Origin of the sequence: Psychrobacter sp. SCQQ22 (genome assembly GCF_015864605.1) — a bacterium.
Taxonomy (GTDB): Bacteria; Pseudomonadota; Gammaproteobacteria; order Pseudomonadales; family Moraxellaceae; genus Psychrobacter; species Psychrobacter fozii.
This window is the reverse complement of the sequence record NZ_JADYWZ010000002.1, coordinates 86542-101922: the sequence shown is the minus strand read 5'-3', so window position 1 is coordinate 101922 and position 15381 is coordinate 86542. Positions and strand designations below refer to the sequence as shown.

The following is a 15381-nucleotide window of genomic DNA, read 5'->3' as shown; positions in this document are numbered from 1 at the left end:
GAAATACTGAATATACAGCAAGGTATCCATATTTAGATCAAGGTGTAGCACCACGCTAATGAGCTATACCTTTAATGATGTACTATTGGGATAAATATCAGTATTTGATAGCTTATCTTTGCATCAACACAGTAAGCGAAAAAAATTATCCCAGTAATAGGTCTTTTTAGTAGGTCGCTTTGTTCAGAATGACGTTCAGAGCGACTTGATATAGCAGCTAATTATTTGTTACAAACAGTTGGGTGGCTTAGGTAGACCTGACAGGCGATTGACATGGCGGGCGACCAACCCTGTTTTGAATAGCTGCTGTAGTTTTTGATTACTGATATCGTGCTCAGGCAAGGTTTTTTGTAGCCATTTAATCAATGGGCGCGTGGCTGGCGCATGATTGAATTTAGCAAAAAACGCACGTACTTGTTGTAAAATCTGCAAATGCTCAGCTTCCAACTGGACGTCTAATGTGTCGGCCAGTTGTTGTGCGATATCAGGTGTCCAGATAGTATGATCACACAGATGACCGTCTTGATCTAATTCAACACTGATTTCAGTATTACTAGGCGTCATAGCAGGGGTAGTGGCATTATTATTATTCATAAGGCAATGGTCACGACTTTATCAAATTGTGTATTTTGAGTCAGCTCGACCCACTCGTTATCTGTCAATATTCTACTCAATTTGGCCTCTAAATTAAGCTTGAGAGTCGTATTGGTCGTCAGTTGCGAGACATCATCGGCTAGTGCATAAATACCAGCAATACCCTCAATCTCAATATCGCCCAAATAAGCGTCCAACCAGTCGATAAAGGCAACAGTAGTGCCTAGCAGCAAAATACTGTCACCAGTGCGCCATGTACGTGACATCTCGTCAATACCGCGTCTCAGTGTATCCATCGGACTGTGCAATTGATATAACGTTGCCATTTGGTTCTTCCTATCTGATCAGTTAAAAGGTCAGTATCTGCTCAAAGTCTTGTGAGTTCACGACTTCTGGTATCAAGGTCAGTTGTGACGCCAGATCTGCTGGCAGCATACCTGTGACCCATCCACTGAAGACATCATCAGGCAGCCAAGCCGCTGGCATGTCGTACAGCTCCAGTGATTGAATCATGCCATGCAAACGCGATTCAGACTGCATCAATAGGCCAAAGACAGGGGCATCCAAATATAGTTGTACGTCATGCCCAAAGGTCGCTAGCGTTAGCGCAAGCGCGCAGCCCTCATAGCTGGCCATTTCAGTCGGCGTGTGCAACTGAATTAATAGTTTCATGGTTAAATCCTAATCTGATTACTTGCGTGACGATTGCTGTCTTTGCAATCATATCTTCCAAGCCAAAATATCTCAAAACGATGCGTTGTTAAAATTGAATCAGGCGGCAGTCTTCTTGCATCATCATCGCAAGCTCACTCAGTCCGACCAGCGAAAATTCTTTCGCAAGATTATCACCACTAAGCTGATGGCGTGAGCTGTTATCCGTGTCACTAATCCCTCGACTGAGAGCAGTACTAACGCAGACGGGTAGCGATAACTGATACTGCTCGGCAAGATTTTGCCACTCTTTGGTCAAATTAACTTGCTCTGCTGACTGCCAGCGTAGGCGGTTGGCAGTATGGGCAGCATCTCCATAAAAAAAGACATTTAACGTTTCGCTGCTATTCGTGTTTTCTTCGTTTGAGGTATTTTTAAGATAAGCACGAGCATAACGTAGCGCTAGAGAGCCCAGTGGATGACTGGGATCAGCGGTAATCAAAAGTAAAGGGGGCATGGTTGTCATAAGGATTCTTGTCGATCGTCAATGCTAAAGGTGTTTATGCTACCATAAAGCGCTCAAAAGCAAAGTGCGTCAGTGTGATTAAAAGTGGTTTTATCATAAATACTGGCATATATTAGTATGGTTGTCAGATTCGGTGACTACCTCGTAAGAAAAAACGCTAATATTATGCGCTAGGTTCACGTAGTCTTATCATTCCATGCAAGGAGTTTATTTACCTATGTTACCTGCTATGCCTTCACGCGAGACCCATGGTACAGATAGTCAGCCTACAGTAGAGCAGCTGCAAGTATTGCAGACGGCGAGTGAGTTTGCTTATCAGATTTGGGAAAGCCGTACGGTCTCATGTCAAACTTTTTTGCGCAGCTATCCATTAGATCAGACCCTAACGCGCCAGCAAATTGACGATCTGATACAAGACTATACTTTGGATGAGAACTATCAGATCGCTGATGAAGCCAAGGTAATGAAAGGACTACGTGATTTGCGTACTTTGCTAATGATGCGTTGGATCTGGCAAGATGCCTTACAGCTGATCTCACTTGAGCAGTTGACTGATGAGCTTTCTGAGTTTGCAGGGGGTTGTATCTCTTTTGCCAAGGATTATACCTATCAGCATTTGATTGAGCAGTATGGTGAACCAACTTTTATTGATGCTAAAGGTAATGTGCAAATTGATGATATGGCCATCATGGCCATGGGTAAACTTGGTGCCCACGAGCTGAATCTCTCAAGTGATATCGATTTGATTTTTGTCCATCAGGCGTTAGGTGAAACCAATGGTGATAAGGCCAAAGGCACTCGGAGCATAGACAACAAGCGCTTTATGACTCGACTGGGTCAAGGTATTATCAAGCTATTGGATCATAAAACAGCAGATGGTTTTGTCTTTCGCGTTGATATGCGCCTGCGTCCGTGGGGCGATGGTAGCGACTTAGCCATTCACTTGTCGGCACTACAAAAATACTTTTCTCAACATGGCCGTGCGTGGGAACGTTTTGCTTGGCTAAAAGCTCGCGTAGTCGGGCAGTTAGAGCAGCCATTCTATGATGAGTTACAAGCGCTCATCAAGCCATTCGTCTTTCGCTACTATGTCGATTACAGTGCTTTTTCAGCATTGAGAGAGATGAAATCTCTTATTCAAAACCAAGTGGCACAGCGTGAAGATTTAGACAATATCAAGCTTGGTGCAGGTGGTATCAGAGATATTGAGTTCATCGTACAAGCGTTTCAATTGATTTATGGCGGTAGGCATCCTCAGCTACAGATTAAATCCTGTCTGGACGCGATGAAGGTGTTATATCAACTTAAATATCTAGAGCTCTCGACCTATAAGCAACTACAAGCTGCCTATCGATTTTTGCGCCGGCTTGAACATGCGATTCAGGCGATTAACGATCAGCAGACCCAGCGCTTACCACATGATACGCAGTGGCAATATAATCTGGCTATCACCCTTGGATTTGAGGATTGGGCTGCGCTACTCAGCACGCTCAATCAGCATCGAAATAATGTAAACGTCCCATTCGAGCGTATGGTCACCGAACGTCAAGTGCCGGATCAAGAAGATGCTAGCCTCGAGCCAAAAGATCTTGATGAGCAGATTGCACGATTGGATACCGTACTCACAGAAAAAAACCGTGATCTGTTAGAGAATTTTTGGCAGTCAAAACTGGTTGCCAATTTAAGTGATGAAGCCAGAGAACGTTTAGATGATGCGTATCCTGTCATCGTCCACGCGCTGTTGGCACATCAAGACCAGCAGCAACTTGCTAATACGGCTTTGCCTCGTCTGATCTCATTACTCGAAGCGATTTGCCGTCGTTCTATCTATCTCGTGATGATTGCAGAAAACCCCAATGCAACGATTGAGTTGATTCCGATGCTGTCAGCCAGTCCTTGGATTGCAAAAGAGCTGGCTCACTATCCTGTACTGTTAGATACTTTTTTACAGCAGCGCTATCATCATTTGCCTGATAAGCGTGAGCTGCGTGACATTCTACGTCAACAATTACTACGCGTAGAGCCCAATGACGAAGAGAAGCTGCTCAGCGTTGTACGGCTGTTTAAAAAGAACCAGATACTGGCAGTAGCGGCTAGTGATATATTGGCTGCGCGTCCGATTATGAAGGTGTCTGATTCTTTAACTTATATCGCTGCGGTGGTACTAGAAGCGGTGTTAGAGCGGGCGTTTGCAGAAATTGTCAGACGTTATGGTTATCCTATTGGTCAAGATGGCGATCCTGTGACCGAAGCGGATTGTGGCTTTGCTATTATTGGTTACGGCAAACTTGGTGGGCTGGAGCTGTCGTATTCTTCTGACTTGGATTTGGTGTTTTTACACAAGATAAAAGAGCAGGGCATGACCACGGGCGAAAAGTCTGTCAGTGGAATGAAGTTTGCCGCGCGCTTGGTACAAAAATTAATGAACTATCTCAATACCCAAACTCGAGATGGCCGTGCTTACGAGATTGATATGCGTCTGCGCCCATCAGGTAATGCAGGCATGATGGTGGTGTCATGTGACGCTTTTGAGACGTACCAACTAGATAAAGCCTGGTCATGGGAGCATCAAGCATTGGTGCGCGCGCGGGCGATTTGTGGCGATAAACGAGTCACAGCACGCTTTTGTGATATTCGCCGAAATGTACTAGCATTGCCGCGTACGCTAGAGCAGGTACGAACGGAAGTCACCAGTATGCGTATCAAGATGCAAAAGCATCTAGGAACCAATCAATGGCAGCAGAAATCTGGTAAGTTCCATCTCAAACAAGATGCGGGCGGAATAATCGATATTGAGTTTTTAGCACAATTTGCGGTATTGGCTTACTCGCACGAGCATCCAAGTTTGACCAAATGGAGTGACAACGTCCGTATCTTCGAGGAAGTTGCCTTACTTGGCATTTGGGAGGCGCAAGTCTGTCAAGATTTGACAGATGCTTATCTAAGAATTCGTGCAGCTACCCATCAACTGGCATTGTCAGAGCAATCATTGTTGGTTGACGAGTCATTATGGAAAGAAACACGGGCATTGGTACAAGACCAATGGAAGCATTTGATGGGTGTAGATACAGCAGATGAAGAGTAGTATGAATCTCCAGTTTTTTAACTATAAATAATAGCCTACTAGGTCCAAACCAAAAGAGTTCATTTGCTAGGACTGCCAGTGATATAATCGGTCACACATCGTGATATTACTGGCAATTCTTCATCATTTATTGGTGACAATAATGCTGAATTTTAGCAATGAAATTTGACGCAGTGGTGTTATCATATGATGTCGATAAATACTATTAAATATAATTTACCTAAAAAAGTTAGACGTTAGCGCTAGCATAAGGACTACAAAATGAACATGGCAACACAAGACGGTAAGCTTTGGATGAATGGCACAATGATTGAGCAGCCAGATGCTAAAGTTCACGTACTGACACACAGTTTGCATTATGGCATGGCTGTATTTGAAGGTGTGCGTGCTTACCAAACTGCTGATAATCGTACTGCTATTTTTCGTCTAAAAGAGCATACCGAGCGCTTGTTAGGCTCTGCAAAAATTTTTCAAATGGACGTACCATTCGATGCAGCTACTTTAGAGCAAGCACATAAAGATGTGGTTAAACAAAACAACTTGGCAGAAGCGTATATTCGTCCATTAATTTGGGTCGGTGCAGAAAAGCTAGGTCTGTCTTCGCGTGATAACAGTATCAATGCGATGGTTGCTGCTTGGCATTGGGGTGCTTATTTGGGTGACGAAGGTATCAAAAACGGTATCCGTGTGAAAACGTCTTCATTCACACATCATATGACCAATGTGACGATGTGTAAGGCTAAAGCATCAAGTAACTATCCAGTGTCTATCATGGCCAATCAAGAAGTCACTCGTAATGGTTATGACGAAGCTATCTTGATGGATTCACAAGGCTATGTTTGCCAAGGTGCAGGCGAGAACTTGTTCTTAGTAAAAGATGGCGTATTGCATACGCCGGATCTCGCTGGTGGTGCGTTAGATGGTATCACTCGCCGCACTATCATTCAGTTTGCTGATGATCTAGGTATCAAAGTGGTTGAACGCCGTATTACTCGCGATGAGTTTTACTTAGCGGATGAGATATTTATGACAGGTACTGCTGCTGAAGTGACACCTATTCGCGAATATGATGATCGCACGGTCGGTAACGGTGGCCGCGGACCTTTGACTGAAAAGCTACAAACTTTATACTTTGATGTAGTACACGGTCGCAATGAGCAATATATGGATTGGTTAAGCTTTATTGACTGATACAATGCTGTTACTTTGAAAAACTAAAAAGGCTGAACATAATTGTCCAGTCTTTTTTTTATGCTAATATAGCCATCATATTTATTCATACCGTTAAAGTGAGCAGTCAATGCCAATAGATTCTGATACAGCAGATAATAAAAACATCAAACAAATCATTTGTATTAAATGGGGTACAAAGTACGGGGCTGATTATGCCAACAAACTATATGGCATGGTGTCTCGTAATATTACGCCGCCATTTCGTTTTGTTTGCTTTACAGATGATACCACCGATGTACGTCCAGAGATCGAATGCCAAGCATTGCCACCATTAGATGTCACTATGCCAACCAATACACTAGGTAAGTGGCCAAAATCTCGTTTATGGGGTGAAAAGCTTGGCGATTTAACCGGTACAGTACTGTTTGTAGATTTGGATGTGATTATTGTCGATAGCCTCGATCCTTTCTTTGAGTATGGCAAGCCGGACGATGTTATTTTATCTTATAACCCGAGCAACCCATTAGAGCGTTTGGGACAGACTTCGTGTTTCAGATTCCAGATAGGTTCGCTTGTTTCACTACAAGAAAAATTCAAGGCGGATCCACAAGGTATCGCTGATGAGTATCGTTTCGAGCAGCGTTTTGTCACTCGTAACGCACCAGGTGGTGTGAAGCTGTTTCCAAAGGCATGGGTGGCACACTTTAGACGTAAATGTCGTCAGCCATTTCCGTTCAATTACTTTAAAGAGCCAAAGATTCCTAAAGGTGCTCGTCTGGTTATTTTCCCTGGTGATTTATACCCTACGCATGCAATTGATGGCATGTATAATAAAAATGCGGCTAATAATGCTAAAGATCATCTCAAAAGACTGGCAGAACCTAAAAATTTGAAACGCCCCTTACGACATTTACGCCACTTTATCTTGCCAGTAGGATGGATTGAAAAGTATTGGAAAGAATAGGCTTAACTTTATAAGTGAGTATTATCACATTAGACGTAATTAATACTGATGTTTTATAGCCTTGTAAATGACTAGGGTTAGAGTATTCTCCAGTGAACGGATAGAACTATGAAAACAAACGATATCATCAGAGTCTTTGTGGGCTGTGACCCAAATAACTGTGATCTAGAACAGATGATGGTTCTAGATTATAGTATCCATAAACATACCAGTGTGCCAGTGGAAATAGTGTGGATGCAGCTCTCACGTGACCCTGATAGTTATTGGTATTCTAACCCTGAGACTGGTAAAGGCTGGGATACCACCAAGTGGTCAACGCCTTTTTCAGGTTTTAGATGGGCGATTCCAGCGTATTGCAATTATTCTGGACGTGCGATCTATATGGATGCTGATGTCGTTGTTTTAGATGATTTGGCAAAATTATGGCAGCATCCTATCGAAGGACAGGCCATAGTAGCGGCTAAAACGAATGCTGATATGACTCGGTTATGTACTTGCGTGTGGGATTGTGAAGCTGCAAAGTCTGTCATTTTACCTATCGAAAAACTCAAACAAGATCCTAAAAGTCATAAAGAAATGATGGCGGTATTTAAGAAAAATACTCAGCTGATTGAGTCTTATCAAAATAGCTATAACTGTATAGATGGTGAAGACTTAGCGATAGAGGACATCAAGGTCTTACATTACTCGGATATGGGAACGCAGTTCAGTCACAAATATTCGTTACCCAGAGTGAGCGAGGAAGGGTTCGAGCATTGGTTCGATGGTGAAATAATGCCACATCCAAGACAAGATTTGGTCGACTTTTTTGATAAGTATTATCATGAAGCGCTTGCCGCTGGATATCATTTAGACAGTTATCGAGTTGAACCTTTCGGTAGTTTTCCAAAAAAATCTCAACAAGGCTACAGTGGTAATAAAGTCACTCGCCCGAGTGCTTCCAAATCACTGTTTTCGAGACTCTTTAAGCGCTGATTTTTCGATCAAATAACTGTAAGTTTCTTTAAGTGGATAAAGATATCACTCGATAGGTCGTAGTTTATGAAACAGCACAAAAAAATAGTGTTACTTGTTATTAATTGCTTACAAGGCGGCGGTGCGGAACGTGTGGTATTAACGTTAGGTCAAGGGTTTTATGAATTGGGCTACGAAGTACATGTTCTACGATTTAAACCCTTGGTAGAGTATGAGTTGAGCCCAGACCTTCATTATCATGTGCTCAAATTTAAACCTTACAAGCTCATACCAGGATCTGAAAGGCGTGATAAGCTTTTTGCGCGTTCTGTCGATAAGTATGTTTCACAAAATATCGGTCAGCCTGACATGATACTTTCTAATCTTGATCGTGCGGATAGTATCTTGAGTAATAGTAAGCTACCGAATATCACTTATATTATTCATAACACCGTATCGCTGCTCTACAAATTCAATAAAAATCAAGATGCTGAGCAATTAAAAAGAAAAATGGTCGAGATTTATTCTAAACATCCTTGTGTATGTGTGAGTGAGGGTGCTGAAAAGGATTTTATCAAAAGCTTTGGCAATATCACACCAACGGCGGCCATCCACAATCCAATTGATAGAGACAATATCCAAAAACAGGCCAATGCTTTTGTTCCTGAATATCAGAACTATATAATTCATGTGGGAAGCTTCAAAGATGCGAAGCGTCATGATGTATTGGTAAAAGCCTACGCAAAAACTGATCAATCTATGCCATTGTTGCTCTTAGGCCAAGGCAAGCATAAAAATGAGATAGAGAATTTAGTCACAGCGTTGAAACTAGAAAATAAGGTGGTGTTTTTAGGCTTTCACGAAAATCCTTTTCCTTATATCAAACATGCACAATTTAAGGTACTGACTTCTGACTGGGAAGGTTTTGCTTTAGTCATTGCTGAAGCTTTAGTGCTAGGTACGCCAGTTATAAGCACCAACTGTCCGTCAGGCCCGAGTGAGCTGCTACCTGAAAGCAACTTGATGCCGATGGGAGATGTTGAAGCCATTGCTGAAAAAATGCGTCAGGCAATGAGCAATCCACAACAGTTCCATACCCCGTTTGATGAGTCACTGCTTCCAGTTAAAATAGCTGAGAAATATCTAAAATTCTCTCAAAGACTAGATGTCATAAAGTGATACTGTCAAATCCTCTTTATACTCAAAACACTCACTTTTAAGAAAGTTTAAAATGACTAATAATGCCACGAGCATAATCAATAATTTACCTAGAGAAAATAAGAAAAAAATACTTTTAGTCATCAACTGCCTACAAGGTGGTGGCGCTGAGCGTGTTGTACTTACATTAGGGCAGGGCTTTTATGAGTTGGGATATGAAGTACATGTTTTAAGATTCAAGCCTCGGGTAGAGTATGACCTTAATCCGAACCTTATTTATCATGTTCTAAAATTCAGGCTTTATAAAAAGATACCAGGAGCACAGCGTCGAGATAAGTTTTTTGCTCGTACTGTAGATCGCTATATCACAAAAAAAATTGGTCAGCCTGATGTGATTTTATCCAATCTTGATCGCTCAGACAGCGTTTTTAGTTATAGTCGTTTGCCCAATATTGTATATGTGATTCATAATACTTTATCTTTATTGTATAAGTTTCAACAGGCTGATATCGGTCATCAGAAAAAAGAAAACTTTACTAAGATTTACTCAAAAAATCCTTGTGCCTGCGTAAGCAATGGCGTTCAGAAAGATTTTTTAGAAAATTTTGGTGATATTACACCAACGATAGCCATTCACAATCCAATAGATAGAGACTGTATTCGAAAACTAGGTGACGCGTTCGTTCCTGAGTATGAGAATTATATTATTCATGTGGGTAGCTTTAAAGAAGCAAAACGTCATGATGTACTCTTGAGAGCTTATGCTAAGACAGATCAGTCTCTACCTTTATTGCTTTTAGGTAAAGGTAAACTTAAGAGTGATATAGAGCAATTGGTAGTTGAACTCAACTTAGAGGATAAGGTGGTTTTTTTAGGTTTCCATGAAAACCCTTTCCCTTATATAAAACATGCAAGATTTAAAGTACTAACTTCTGATTGGGAAGGTTTTGCTTTGGTAATTGCAGAGTCCCAAGTGTTGGGCACACCAGTTATTAGTACTGACTGTCCCTCAGGTCCAAGTGAGTTACTACCTCAAAACAACTTAATGCCAATGAGAGATATAGATGCGATTGCTGCTAAATTAAGCTTAGCAATGAAAAATTCAGAGCAATTTCATTCTGAATTTAATGAGGCATTGCTACCTATCACGATAGCAAAAAAATATATTGAGTTCGCTTCTAATTGTGAGAATATAGGTGAGAAAGCCTAATCCAACCACCATTTAGACCAATCATCTCTGTGTAATTGCCGTAGCGTGGCAAACGCACTTTGATTATTTTGTAGTTTTTCGAATACAGCCAATAGTATAGTTGTCGCTAATTTGTCGACTTTAAGGAATTTACTATAGCGTTTGCGCATATTTCTTAAGCTATCGTCTGTACCTATACGAAAATAGGTAAGCCCGTCATATAAGGGTAAATCCCCAGCATAAAGTTGATCAGTTTTTTCATCCAGTAGAGGCATAGGTTCAGCATTAGCACTTGACTGTAAAAAACTTCTGGTTTCATGCACTCTCAACGTATTCATTAGAGTAATGACGTTCATCAGGATTGCAGCTCTATTAGTATCATCTGAATAGTCGATGAAAGTATCGCAAGCAGAAACTATCCAACGTAATGAGAGATGCTCTAATAAATAATCGCTTTCTGCCTTCCAAAGTCTCTCAAATTCAGCAAAGGTTTTATCTGTTTTGTATTTGCGCCGCATCAATATAACAAGCGTATTGTGATAAAAACAGAGCTCAGACTCACCCAACGATTGATGCTTTAGGTTATTTAAATGGATCTCTAAGTCTGTACTTTTACGCTCATCTGTTAGCGCTTCAATATCGCACAATGCTTCAGTAATGGTTGTTGCTTTCATCTCATCAAAGCTTTTGCCATCATAATTTTTAAAAACTTTACCCGCATTCAATCTTTTTTCACTTCGAAATATTAATAGCAGTTTTCTTTGCCAGTTTGTAGATGTGGTCATGTCACTAAAATCCTTTAAAAAGGTATGATGCGATTAAGGTATGATGCGATTAGAGCCTAAATGTCCGAAACATAGGTGCTTACATTGTTTGTGAAAGATCCCTAATCAAACTGAAAGTTACCTAATCATACTGAATAATATTGTTTATACCAAGTGACAAACTTTTCAATCCCATCCTCGATGCTAGTCTCAGGTTTAAAATCAATATCATCTACCAAGTCGTCTATATCTGCGTAAGTGATCGGTACATCGCCTGCTTGCATGGGTAACAAGTTCTCTTGAGCTTTTTTGCCACAAGCGCTTTCAATAGCAGTGATAAAACGGCGTAAAGTTACAGGTTGATTATTGCCAATATTATAAATCTTATAGGGGGCTGATGTCGTCGTGATAGTGGAATGCTGGGGAGAGGGAACTTTGTCTATTATTCGAATGACACCTTTTACGATGTCATCAATATAAGTGAAATCACGCTGCATATCGCCATTGTTGAAGACATCAATTGGGTCGCCAGCCAGTATTCTTTTAGTAAAAGAGAAATATGCCATATCGGGTCGACCGTAAGGGCCATAAACCGTAAAGAACCGTAGTCCTGTCGTTGGAATGTTATATAGATGACTATAGCTGTGTGCCATGAGCTCATTTGATTTTTTTGTGGCAGCATACAAGCTAATAGGGAAATCAACACAGTCAGAAGTTGTAAATGGCTGCTTGATGTTCATACCATAGACAGAGCTAGAGCTTGCATAAATCAGATGCTTGATAGCATGGTGACGACAGCCTTCGAGGATGTTCACAAACCCAACCACATTTGAATCAACATAGGCGTGTGGGTTTTCTATAGAGTAGCGGACACCTGCTTGTGCACCCAAATTAATAACCGTATCGAATTGATAGGTTGAAAAAAGTCCAGATATGGCTTCGCGATCAGCAAGATCCAATTTAATGAATGTAAAATTCTCTGGCTCTGATAAGTCACTTAATATTTTTAGACGTTCTGCTTTTAGATTGACGTCATAATAATCGTTGATGTTATCGATACCAACGATGAAATGGTTTTGATCAGTCGACTCTATTTTTAAGAGCGCCTTGATTAAGTGAAAACCGATAAAACCTGCCGCACCAGTGACTAATATATTCATCAGTCGCTCCCGAATAAGTCTCTTGTGAATACTTTATCCGCTACATCTTCTATATCAGTAGATAGGCGGTTTGCTACAATGACGTCACTCATTGATTTGAATGCTTCTAAATCTTGAATAACTCGCGAGTTAAAGAAGTTATTTTCTTTCAATACAGGTTCGTAAACAACGACTTCGATACCCTTTGCTTTAATACGTTTCATGATGCCTTGAATAGCGGAGGCTCTAAAATTGTCTGAGCCACTTTTCATAACCAGTCGATGAATACCCACAATTCTGGGCTTTCTTTCGATGATTTTATCCGCAATGAAGTCTTTACGGGTACTATTTGAATCAACGATGGCTCTAATAAGATTGCTCGGCACTTCATCATAATTTGCCAATAGCTGTTTGGTGTCTTTGGGCAGGCAGTAGCCACCATAGCCAAATGATGGGTTATTATAGTGGTTGCCAATACGAGGATCTAAGCCAATGCCTTCTATAATCTGCTTGGTATCCAGTCCAAAGGTCTGGGCATAGGTATCTAGCTCATTAAAATAGGCAACACGCATCGCTAGATAGGTGTTAGAAAATAACTTAATGGCTTCGGCTTCGGTAGACTCTGTAAACAGCTGAGGAACTTCTTTTTTTAAGGCGCCTTCAAGAAGTAAGTTTGCAAATTGCTTGGCACGTTCAGATTGCTCACCAACGATGATTCTAGAAGGGTAAAGATTGTCATAGAGCGCTTTACCTTCTCGCAGAAACTCAGGAGAAAAGACAATATTATCTGTTGAAAAACGTTCTTTAACTTCGTTGGTGTATCCAACAGGGACGGTAGATTTTATGATGATTAACGCAGTTTCATTGACACTAAGCACTTCCTCAATGACGTTTTCTACACTTTTGGTATTAAAGTAATTGGTTTTTGAGTCGTAATCAGTAGGAGTGGCAACGATAATGAAATCAGCATCTTTATAAGCAGATTTAGCATCTAATGTAGCGGTAAAGTTAATATTTTTATTCAGTAAAAAATCTTCAATCTCTGTGTCTTCAATAGGCGACTGCTTGGCATTAAGCAGATCGACTCTTTCAGCGATGATATCAACAGCTACAACGTCATTGTGCTGAGCAAGCAACATAGCATTAGATAAACCGACATAGCCTGTACCTACCACTGTTATTTTCATAAAAATCCCAATATTATATTTTGTTTATTATTTTATCGACTGCTATCTAGGGCGTGTCATCAATTAGCACATTAATACATTTAGTGGCCCTAAAATGGCTAAATTTTGCTAAACATCGTCAGAAATTTTGTCAATATGTTCATATTAACGGCAATTTCTTCCTCGTTTATCTACAATTTTTCTCATTTTAAGCCTCACAATCTAATTGATGACACGCCCTAGCATTTATTAGTTAGCAGCTTGTAATAGTGATGGCGGCAGATACGCTGAAAATTTATGAATCATAGCATCGCTAATTTTTTTGCATGAGCCTGAATTGAGCAAGTCTAAGCTTTGTATGCAGCCATATTTGATTGATTCTTTGTGCAAATCAGCTAAAAAACCTTCAACACTATTTTCATTTTTGAGGTAGTTAACGGATATCGGTGGTTTAAGAGAGGTTTCGTTATTCTGAATCTTTAAATGATTCATTAGCGTTATGGGGTTAACTTGAGCCACGTCTCTAAATTTATACCTAATCTGCTCGTTCAGCAACTGAGGGTTGTCTAGTAGATAGCTCTTTAAAACATTCTTATCAACGACATGTGGATAATGGTGAACCTCAAAAAACTGATTCATCCCAAGCGCTTTGGCACTTAACATCTGAGCAACGGTATGTTTGGGTTGAACGGCTTTACCCGATAATTTTTGTAGAGATTTCCGATAGTTTAGCTTGGCTTGTAAAAGAGCGCTTTTTCTCCAATGTCCATAAATAACAATATTGTCATTGTCTAAAAAATCTTCCTGAATCGCAGGCTGATTAAAGAAAAAATCATCATTCATGTATATAAAGTAGTCAGATAGACCTGAGATATTCCATAGCATGGTTTCAATAGATCTGGTGTTGAAGGTCGGCAAAAATTGCTCATATCCAGAAAATATTTCTTTATGATCGACAATACGTATTTTATCTTTAGCACAAATACCTTGATTGGCAAATTCAGAGATAAGTGCTGGCTGCTGTTGGTCTGTAACCACATAAATATAGCGACAAAAAGGAACGTATTTTAAGATAGAAGCAATGTTGTAATAAATCTCATCATTACTAGCGAATCGTGTTGAGCTGACGGCGTCAGAGGCAGCGCTCGTTGTTTTTTGATATTGTGCTCTTTTTTGTTTAAGCACTGGATCATTACCATCAACCCAAGCAATGACGATATCTATTTGTTTTTCATTATCTGACTTCATGGGTTATCCTCTTTTCGAGCCTATCGCCAATAATCTTTTAGCCAAGGACTTGGCTTAACATGACGATACCATTTGCCGCCACTACCGTTGATGGCATCTGGTGGATTAATCTCACCATGAAAGATAACAATCTTTGCGTTATCAGGCAGAGTAGGTGTACGCACAAAATTGAATGGAATGGGGGCAATGCACTGGTACTTGAAGCTGACACACCAGGTTTTATCCCAGTACTCTAAATGATGATGCTCACGCAAATAGTTGGATAGATAAGCTTGCTCGTGGCGTACTTTCTGCCTAATGGTGTCGAAGTTTCGCTCAAAGTTTGCAAGCAAATCAGGATAAGTGCCCATACCGATGTTAAAGCGATACACGGAGCTGTTACCAATCATTCGCCATGGCTTTTTCCAATCACGAATAATCACAACACTGTCTCTATGCGCAGCTTCATAAGTGAAAAAAGCATCGATATTATCGACAATCACAATATCAATGTCTAGAAACAGCGCGACCCCTTTAAGGTCATACAGCTCTGGTTTAAACGTCGTGAGTTTTTTCCAACCACGCTCAGGACCCGCTGGTAGATCCATCTCTGGGATAGGGTGGCACGTAATAGCAGGATCAATGCCCGTACTATCATCGGTGAGACAGACCATTTGAAAATCTAAGGTAAGGTGGCGGCTGACCATATTATAAAGGCGATTGACGTATTCAGGACCGTATTTATCACCCCATTTCATACAGATAACATAACGCTGATCAGCAACTTTAAG

General features: G+C 40.7%; 15 protein-coding genes. 6 read left to right on the top strand and 9 right to left on the bottom strand.

The window, feature by feature from the left end:
* Window positions 1-228: 228 nt before the first annotated feature.
* The 4 genes from I6E84_RS03230 to tusD all read right to left on the bottom strand — a co-directional run bounded on the left by I6E84_RS03230 (window position 229) and on the right by tusD (window position 1771).
* On the bottom strand, window positions 229-564 hold the full coding sequence (locus I6E84_RS03230; RefSeq protein WP_197216482.1) for a TusE/DsrC/DsvC family sulfur relay protein: 336 nt from the start codon (window positions 562-564) through the stop codon (window positions 229-231).
* A 26-nt stretch (window positions 565-590) separates the two neighbouring features.
* A complete protein-coding gene (locus I6E84_RS03225; RefSeq protein ID WP_197216111.1) occupies window positions 591-920 on the bottom strand; it encodes a hypothetical protein in 330 nt (109 codons plus the stop codon).
* Between the two features lie 22 nt (window positions 921-942).
* A complete protein-coding gene (locus I6E84_RS03220; protein WP_110922923.1) occupies window positions 943-1266 on the bottom strand; it encodes a hypothetical protein in 324 nt (107 codons plus the stop codon).
* Between the two features lie 88 nt (window positions 1267-1354).
* Entirely contained in the window at window positions 1355-1771 is a 417-nt protein-coding gene (gene tusD, locus I6E84_RS03215) for a sulfurtransferase complex subunit TusD (protein WP_197216110.1), read from the bottom strand.
* A 217-nt stretch (window positions 1772-1988) separates the two neighbouring features.
* Here tusD and glnE point away from each other — a divergent pair, with 217 nt between their 5' ends.
* The 6 genes from glnE to I6E84_RS03185 all read left to right on the top strand — a co-directional run bounded on the left by glnE (window position 1989) and on the right by I6E84_RS03185 (window position 10315).
* Window positions 1989-4856, top strand: a complete 2868-nt coding sequence (glnE, locus tag I6E84_RS03210) for a bifunctional [glutamate--ammonia ligase]-adenylyl-L-tyrosine phosphorylase/[glutamate--ammonia-ligase] adenylyltransferase (RefSeq protein ID WP_197216109.1) — start codon at window positions 1989-1991, stop codon at window positions 4854-4856.
* A 261-nt stretch (window positions 4857-5117) separates the two neighbouring features.
* Window positions 5118-6047: a branched-chain amino acid transaminase gene (locus I6E84_RS03205; protein WP_197100309.1), complete on the top strand. Its 930-nt coding sequence runs from the start codon at window positions 5118-5120 to the stop codon at window positions 6045-6047.
* Window positions 6048-6156: 109 nt separating this feature from the next.
* Complete coding sequence (locus tag I6E84_RS03200) at window positions 6157-6993, top strand: glycosyl transferase (protein WP_197216108.1); 837 nt, start codon at window positions 6157-6159, stop codon at window positions 6991-6993.
* Window positions 6994-7101: 108 nt separating this feature from the next.
* Window positions 7102-7968, top strand: a complete 867-nt coding sequence (locus I6E84_RS03195) for a glycosyltransferase (protein WP_197216107.1) — start codon at window positions 7102-7104, stop codon at window positions 7966-7968.
* 66 nt (window positions 7969-8034) lie between these two features.
* The gene (locus I6E84_RS03190; RefSeq protein WP_197216106.1) at window positions 8035-9126 is read left to right on the top strand and encodes a glycosyltransferase; all 1092 of its coding nucleotides are present in this window, start codon (window positions 8035-8037) and stop codon (window positions 9124-9126) included.
* 52 nt (window positions 9127-9178) lie between these two features.
* On the top strand, window positions 9179-10315 hold the full coding sequence (locus I6E84_RS03185; RefSeq protein ID WP_197216104.1) for a glycosyltransferase: 1137 nt from the start codon (window positions 9179-9181) through the stop codon (window positions 10313-10315).
* On the opposite strand, the gene I6E84_RS03180 is transcribed toward I6E84_RS03185, so the two are convergent.
* The 5 genes from I6E84_RS03180 to I6E84_RS03160 form a co-directional block, all read right to left on the bottom strand.
* On the bottom strand, window positions 10312-11079 hold the full coding sequence (locus I6E84_RS03180) for a hypothetical protein (protein ID WP_197216102.1): 768 nt from the start codon (window positions 11077-11079) through the stop codon (window positions 10312-10314). The genes I6E84_RS03185 and I6E84_RS03180 overlap by 4 nt on opposite strands.
* 125 nt (window positions 11080-11204) lie before the next feature.
* Window positions 11205-12218 carry an NAD-dependent epimerase gene (locus I6E84_RS03175; protein WP_197216100.1) on the bottom strand — a complete coding sequence of 338 codons (1014 nt, stop codon included), beginning with the start codon at window positions 12216-12218 and terminating at the stop codon, window positions 11205-11207.
* The gene (locus I6E84_RS03170) at window positions 12218-13384 is read right to left on the bottom strand and encodes a nucleotide sugar dehydrogenase (RefSeq protein ID WP_197216098.1); all 1167 of its coding nucleotides are present in this window, start codon (window positions 13382-13384) and stop codon (window positions 12218-12220) included. Before I6E84_RS03170 ends, I6E84_RS03175 begins: the two co-directional genes overlap by 1 nt.
* Before the next feature lie 228 nt (window positions 13385-13612).
* Window positions 13613-14611 carry a Stealth CR1 domain-containing protein gene (locus I6E84_RS03165; protein WP_197216096.1) on the bottom strand — a complete coding sequence of 333 codons (999 nt, stop codon included), beginning with the start codon at window positions 14609-14611 and terminating at the stop codon, window positions 13613-13615.
* 20 nt (window positions 14612-14631) lie between these two features.
* A complete protein-coding gene (locus I6E84_RS03160) occupies window positions 14632-15348 on the bottom strand; it encodes a glycosyltransferase (RefSeq protein WP_413786935.1) in 717 nt (238 codons plus the stop codon).
* Window positions 15349-15381: the final 33 nt, after the last annotated feature.

Bases quoted from the DNA above. Each gene is read 5' to 3' on its own strand.
- I6E84_RS03190 (WP_197216106.1), top strand. From the start codon at position 8,035: ATGAAACAGCACAAAAAAATAGTGTTACTTGTTATTAATTGCTTACAA.
- I6E84_RS03195 (WP_197216107.1), top strand. From the start codon at position 7,102: ATGAAAACAAACGATATCATCAGAGTCTTTGTGGGCTGTGACCCAAAT.
- I6E84_RS03225 (WP_197216111.1), bottom strand. From the start codon at position 920: ATGGCAACGTTATATCAATTGCACAGTCCGATGGATACACTGAGACGC.
- I6E84_RS03170 (WP_197216098.1), bottom strand. From the start codon at position 13,384: ATGAAAATAACAGTGGTAGGTACAGGCTATGTCGGTTTATCTAATGCT.
- I6E84_RS03205 (WP_197100309.1), top strand. From the start codon at position 5,118: ATGAACATGGCAACACAAGACGGTAAGCTTTGGATGAATGGCACAATG.
- tusD (WP_197216110.1), bottom strand. From the start codon at position 1,771: ATGACAACCATGCCCCCTTTACTTTTGATTACCGCTGATCCCAGTCAT.
- I6E84_RS03180 (WP_197216102.1), bottom strand. From the start codon at position 11,079: ATGACCACATCTACAAACTGGCAAAGAAAACTGCTATTAATATTTCGA.
- I6E84_RS03200 (WP_197216108.1), top strand. From the start codon at position 6,157: ATGCCAATAGATTCTGATACAGCAGATAATAAAAACATCAAACAAATC.
- I6E84_RS03220 (WP_110922923.1), bottom strand. From the start codon at position 1,266: ATGAAACTATTAATTCAGTTGCACACGCCGACTGAAATGGCCAGCTAT.
- I6E84_RS03185 (WP_197216104.1), top strand. From the start codon at position 9,179: ATGACTAATAATGCCACGAGCATAATCAATAATTTACCTAGAGAAAAT.
- I6E84_RS03175 (WP_197216100.1), bottom strand. From the start codon at position 12,218: ATGAATATATTAGTCACTGGTGCGGCAGGTTTTATCGGTTTTCACTTA.
- I6E84_RS03160 (WP_413786935.1), bottom strand. From the start codon at position 15,348: ATGAAATGGGGTGATAAATACGGTCCTGAATACGTCAATCGCCTTTAT.
- I6E84_RS03230 (WP_197216482.1), bottom strand. From the start codon at position 564: ATGACGCCTAGTAATACTGAAATCAGTGTTGAATTAGATCAAGACGGT.
- glnE (WP_197216109.1), top strand. From the start codon at position 1,989: ATGTTACCTGCTATGCCTTCACGCGAGACCCATGGTACAGATAGTCAG.
- I6E84_RS03165 (WP_197216096.1), bottom strand. From the start codon at position 14,611: ATGAAGTCAGATAATGAAAAACAAATAGATATCGTCATTGCTTGGGTT.